General features: G+C 40.3%; 6 protein-coding genes. 5 read left to right on the forward strand and 1 reads right to left on the reverse strand.

From position 1 onward, the window contains the following. Positions 1 to 688: 688 nt before the first annotated feature. The 4 genes from B4J23_RS01575 (at position 689) to B4J23_RS01590 (ending at position 4,419) form a co-directional block, all read left to right on the forward strand. The gene (locus B4J23_RS01575) at positions 689 to 1,129 is read left to right on the forward strand and encodes a BLUF domain-containing protein (RefSeq protein WP_004782875.1); all 441 of its coding nucleotides are present in this window, start codon (positions 689 to 691) and stop codon (positions 1,127 to 1,129) included. Between the two features lie 411 nt (positions 1,130 to 1,540). Beyond that, positions 1,541 to 2,749: a 2-octaprenyl-6-methoxyphenyl hydroxylase gene (gene ubiH / locus B4J23_RS01580; RefSeq protein ID WP_291358562.1), complete on the forward strand. Its 1,209-nt coding sequence runs from the start codon at positions 1,541 to 1,543 to the stop codon at positions 2,747 to 2,749. Further along, entirely contained in the window at positions 2,746 to 3,993 is a 1,248-nt protein-coding gene (locus B4J23_RS01585) for an FAD-dependent monooxygenase (RefSeq protein ID WP_125278948.1), read from the forward strand. Before ubiH ends, B4J23_RS01585 begins: the two co-directional genes overlap by 4 nt. A 174-nt stretch (positions 3,994 to 4,167) precedes the next feature. Beyond that, positions 4,168 to 4,419 carry a hypothetical protein gene (locus B4J23_RS01590; protein WP_004782870.1) on the forward strand — a complete coding sequence of 84 codons (252 nt, stop codon included), beginning with the start codon at positions 4,168 to 4,170 and terminating at the stop codon, positions 4,417 to 4,419. Between the two features lie 68 nt (positions 4,420 to 4,487). Here the strand turns inward: B4J23_RS01590 and rsmI are convergent, their stop codons facing one another. Next, complete coding sequence (gene rsmI, locus B4J23_RS01595) at positions 4,488 to 5,330, reverse strand: 16S rRNA (cytidine(1402)-2'-O)-methyltransferase (RefSeq protein WP_125278947.1); 843 nt, start codon at positions 5,328 to 5,330, stop codon at positions 4,488 to 4,490. 10 nt (positions 5,331 to 5,340) lie between these two features. Here rsmI and B4J23_RS01600 point away from each other — a divergent pair. Then, on the forward strand, positions 5,341 to 5,974 hold a 634-nt coding region (locus B4J23_RS01600), incomplete at its 3' end, for a penicillin-binding protein activator (protein ID WP_291358568.1).

Raw genomic sequence — 5,974 nt, forward strand, 5'->3', positions numbered from 1 at the left:
CGTACCTTACTGTCCTTGTGCTTATCTATTGTTATTCTTATGTGGAACTCCCTGTTCCTGATGTAATCATCATATGAAAATTCATTTAACTAAAATAGGGGTAAAGGACTTGAATAGCTGTAAGTCAAAGAGTACAAGATTGATTATTAAATAAGCATGTTTTTGTATCATTTAGAAATTAAAAACAATTACCCTTTAAAAATATTATAAGAAGAGAGGTTTAAGAAAGTACATACTTAATAAGTTGCTTGAGCTCGACTTAGACTGTCGTTTCTAAATTAAACATCGCGACTTTAATCCGTTCCTTCATCTTTGCTATCGTATTCGTAGCACTTGCACTATTGATTGAGAACAAATCGCTGATTTACATTTTTGCTGGCTTGCTGATGTTCTGGCAAAGATAACTGGTGCTCAAATTACATGAGCATTTAGAAAGTAAAAAACTGATACTTGATGGCAGATCTCAAATAGCAAAATTTTGAAGATTTTTAATATAGAAATATTTGGAAAATGCGTGTTAAAAGCAAGTAGCTGAATTTATATAAAAATTTATTTTATTTTTCAAGTTATTTTACTATTCGATAAATTATTTTGTATCTTATCATAGAAAATTTTTATAAAATCAGTTATATATATTAAACAGAAAAATATTGATTAATGTACATAATCTAAAATATTGAGGTAGACAATGAGCGACGCAAGACTTTTATATGTTAGTAAGTTGTATGATTGCGAAGATCCAATGAATGATCTATTCAATATTCTGACAGAAGCGTTGAATTTCAATTCACGTAATGCGATTTTTGGGGCTCTGTATTATGGAAATGGTTACTTTGTTCAATGTCTGGAAGGAGATAGGAACAAGATTGAAGATCTGTTCTATAAAAAAATCTTGAAAGATCCTCGACATAAAAATTGTGAAGTTCTGTATTTTGAAGATGTAAATGATCGACTCTTTTCAGACTGGCATATGAAATATGCCAATATCCATCAGGATATTCTTGGATTCTTTGCCGAACATAATCTGGATGAATTCAATCCTTATACCTTGAATGCCGAGACCATTCCTCAATTTATTCAGATATTGGCAAGTTTGAATGACCATGCCTATACATTGAAAGCAAGTTAATTCTTACATCATCATGCGATATAAGCTAAAGCTCTGTATCGCATGATTTTTTAGAATGAGCATTTACTTTAAATGAGTTAAATAAAAATATTTTATAAATTCAAAAACATAAATATGGCTAATTCAAAAAATTATATTCAGATCTCATCTTTATCATTACATACCAAGCCAAGCTTTTTAAACCTAACAATCAGTGCAAAATTCTTCTGCTATTTATCAGGCAGATGATACTTCTGTATTTTGAAAAATTTAAGTAGGACGTTGAGGTGAGCTATAAATTAACCACAAGCAGACTTCGCTTCGAAACCGCAACCTAATTTATTATAAAAAAGAAATTTTTTAGGCTAATATAAAATTCATCATGATTATAAGTATCTATGTATATAGATACGATATTGAAAGGATTACAGCATGCAACAAGAAGTCATCATTGTCGGTGGTGGTATGGTCGGCCTGAGTCTCGCGCTGATGTTGGCGAAAACCAATATTGCAGTCAAGCTTTTGGAAGCGATCAAATATCCAGATTATGATGATGTAAATCTTGCACCCTATCATTCCAGTTTTGATGCACGTAATAGTGCCTTATCACGCCGTAGTGTACAGATTTATCAGGAACTTGGGCTTTGGGATGCCTTGCAGGAACATGCAACGCCGATTCTTGAAGTGAATATTACTGAGCAGGGCAGTTTTGGTAAAGCGCGCTTAATTGCAGAACAAGAAAAAGTCGAAAGTTTTGGTCAGGTCATTGAAAATGCCTGGCTAGGTCGTGTGCTATTAACTCAAGTCAAAAAAGAACCTTTAATTGAACTGATTGATGGGGTTCAAGTAAGCTCTCTGACTCAAGATGCTGAGTTTGCTTATCTTGAAGCACAACGTGGCAATGTTCTACTGAAACTTCAATCTAAAGTGGTGATTGCTGCTGATGGGCGTGATTCTTTCTGTCGTAAAGCGCTCGGCATTGGGGCTTCAGAACATGACTATGATCAGGTCGCCATTGTCACCACCGTTCAAACTTCTAAACCACATAATCATGTTGGCTTTGAACGGTTTAGCCACCTAGGACCATTAGCCTTATTACCACTTCCAGGTGAATATCGTCGTTCTGTCGTCTGGCCTGTGAAGAAAGGAACGGAAGGAGAATGGCTGGGTGAAGAAAATGACCAGCATTTTCTGAATGCCTTACAAGAAACCTATGGCGATCGTGCCGGTAAATTCCAGAAAACAGGTAAGCGCTTCAGTTTCCCATTGTCCCAAGTATTAGCAGAAAAACAAGCTGTGGGCCGTGTGGTCCTGATGGGAAATGCTGCACATACGATTCATCCAGTAGCGGGTCAGGGTTTTAACCTGTGTATGCGAGATGCGCATGTATTGGTGCGCTATCTGAAAGAGCAGCAGTCACAAGGCGCAGACTTAGGTGATGCAGCGGTATTACAGGACTATGAGAAATCCCGTTTGAATGACCAGCAAAGAGTGATCAAGTTCTGTGATTCAGTCGTACGTGGATTTAGTAACCAGAATCCATTCTTGAAACTGATCCGTAATACCGGACTGATTGCTTTTGATACCATTCCTGGTATCAAGCCACTGGTCGCTAACTATGCCATGGGGTTAAAAGCATGAGTCTGAATCCAAGTTCTGATGTATTAGATGTTGTCATTGTTGGTGGTGGACTAGTAGGTGGCTTGACCGCTTTATTACTTGCTCAAGGTGGTGTGCAAGCGACTGTTCTGGATGCTGCGCCTATTCTGGATGCAGACAAAACTTTAAGTGTAGCCAATCCGCGGGTTTTGGCGCTAAGTCAGGCGACTATTCATTTATTAAAAACCGTAGGTGTGTGGGAAAAACTTGCACGCCAGCAGCCATATACTGGAATGCAGGTCTGGAATAAAAATGGCTATGGTGAAATTAACTTTGGTCATTCTTCAGAAAGAACACCTTCTGTAGAGCAGGCGCTAGGCTCAATGGTGGAACCGAGTATTCTGAATCTGGCCATCCAGCAAAAGATGCTTGAAGAGGTGCAAGATTACCGCACACAGGTCAAAGTTAACCGGGTTGAACGTGGAGTAGATGTTTGGCTCATTCATCTGGCAGATGGCACCCAGCTCAAAACTAAGTTGGTCATTGGCGCAGATGGCGCGAACTCCTTTGTGCGCGAGCAAGCCTTTATTGATATTGATGTACTGGACTATAAACAGGCCGGAATCAGCTGTGCGATTAAAACAGCCCAGCCACATCAGCATGTGGCCCGTCAGATTTTTCTAGAAACTGGTCCTTTGGCTTATCTGCCAATGGCAAGTCTTAAAGAAGAAGAGCAAGGCCACTGGCAATCCATAGTCTGGACATTACCTGATGATTATGCTGATGAATATGTAGCATTATCAGATGTTGACCTCACTCAACTATTGACCCGTGAAAGCTATCATATGCTGGGTGAAGTGCTGGAAGCGACAGCACGAGCTAAATTCCCACTCAAAGCTCGTGCTGCACAGCAGTATGTACAAGATGGTTTGGCACTAATTGGTGACGCTGCGCATGTGATTCATCCGCTCGCTGGACAAGGGGTTAATATCGGCTGTCTGGATGCTGCCGTACTCTGTGACGTGTTGCTGCATGACAAAGCGCGTGGAGTGTGGGCCCATGAACAGACCTTGAAACGTTATGAGCATCGCCGTAAAGGCCAGAATGATGCGATGATGCATAGCATGTCGGCGATTGGCTGGATGGAAACTACAGAGCTTTTCCCAGTGGTGTGGGCACGTAATTTCGGGCTGAAACAGGTCGAGCAACAGACAGTCCTGAAAGATGCATTTATGGCTCAGGCGAATGGTTTAAGTTTACTCAAAGATACACGTTATTCAGCCTAGCGGCCGAATGTAAATTTTTTAAACAAACATCTATAAAGAGTAACTATTTTGTTTAAAAAAGATACGATTTTTTGAAAATTAGGGCTAGGCGAAGACCAAAGAGATTGCTAAATTTCAGTTAATTTAAAGCTTGGTTTAATAGATAAAAGCGAAGCCATTTGTGGGGAGAGCAAAATGACAGACGTAAATGATTATGATGATGTAGAAGATCCTGTAATCGACGACGATGAAGCAAAAGCAGCAGAAAAAGGTGCTGCAAGTAGCGAAGAAGTTGTAAATGATACAGACGTATTAGAAGCTGAAACTTTGACTGTAACTGCTAAGCAGAAAAAACGTCAGGCACTGGAAGATGAAATTGCGGCTTTCCTGGCAAGCGGTGGCCGTATTACTGAAGTTCCAGCTGATGAATCCGTTGCAAGAGAATAATTGCACTCAATATTAGTAAATAAAAAAACACCACATTGATTGTGGTGTTTTTTATGGGTAAAGAAAAATTAATCGTTGGCAGAGGTTAGTTCCAAAGCACGTTGATAGGCAATTTTTTTCTTGATTCCAGTCAAATCAGCAGCCAGCTGTGAAGCTGCTTTGACAGACAGGTCTTGTAATAAACGCAGTAACAATTTATCCAGTTTTTCCTGATCCAGATCTTTTTCTTCGATAGAACCGCCAATCACCAGTACGATTTCACCTTTTTGCTGGTTATGGTCATTGGCAACAAATTCAACCAGTTCACCCAGTGTCATTTTCTTGATGGTTTCAAAGGTCTTGGTAATTTCACGGGCAAAACCGACAGGACGCTCTGCACCGAATACCGCTGCCAGATCTTTGACACATTCCAAAATGCGGTGTGGCGCTTCATAGAAAATTAAGGTCTGGGTTTCATCTTTCAGTTTTTCTAGAGTCAAGAGCCGCTGGCTTTGTTTAGACGGCAAAAAACCTTCAAAGCTGAAACGGTCACTTGGTAAACCTACTGCGCTTAAAGCGGCAATTGCAGCACATGCGCCCGGCACAGGAACCACACGAATATTATGTTCTTGGGCAGCACGGACAAACTTGAATCCTGGATCGCTAATCAGTGGTGTGCCTGCATCACTGATTAATGCCATATCTTCACCATTAAGCAGGCGTTGAATCAACTGATCAATCTTGTTGCTTTCATTATGTTCATGGCAGGCTGTCAAAGGTGTTTGAATATTAAAGTGTTTAAGTAATTGTGCAGAAGTTCGTGTATCCTCAGCTGCAATAAGACTCACCGATTTCAATACATTAATTGCACGATAACTAATATCATCTAAGTGCCCGATTGGAGTCGCAACAACAAATAACTGAGCACTCATAGGTTTCTCCATGTGGAATAAATCGAATAATAAAAAATGGAAGATTCAAAATAAAATTCTGGGCTTGGGGTTACTGGCCTGCGTCAGCAGCGTACAAGCAGAAGTGCTGATTATTCTACCTGAAAGCGGCCCCTTGGCGCGAGCCGCTTCGAGTATCAAGCAAGGATTTCTCAGTGCATATACAGCGTCCGGACAGAAAGTACCATTGAAATGGGTCAATTCAGATCAGAAAAAAATCTCTCAACTACTCAAACAACATGTCAGTAAAAAGACGCAAATGGTGATTGGTCCTTTAGCACGTCAGGATGTAGAGCAACTGGTGCAAACTAAACCCAAGATTCGTACACTGAGTTTGAATGAAAGTAGTCTTACAGCGCCAAATATCTGGCAATTTAGTCTGTCGAAAAAAGAAGATGCGGCTGCTTTACAGAAGCAGATTGCGCTAGATGAGATTCAGCAACTGTTTGTGCTGCGTCAACCGGGCAGTGAGTCAGAACATGAACTTTTGTTAATGTCTTTACTCAGTCAGAGTGAGCTGCAACTGGAAATGATCGAGAAGCCGCCATTTTTTCTGAAGAGCAAGCAGGGGATCCTATTGCTCGGCAATGCAGACTGGCTGGCATCCTTACATGGTTTGGGACATA

The sequence above is a fragment of the Acinetobacter sp. UBA3025 genome (assembly GCF_002367915.1).
Classification (GTDB): domain Bacteria; phylum Pseudomonadota; class Gammaproteobacteria; order Pseudomonadales; family Moraxellaceae; genus Acinetobacter.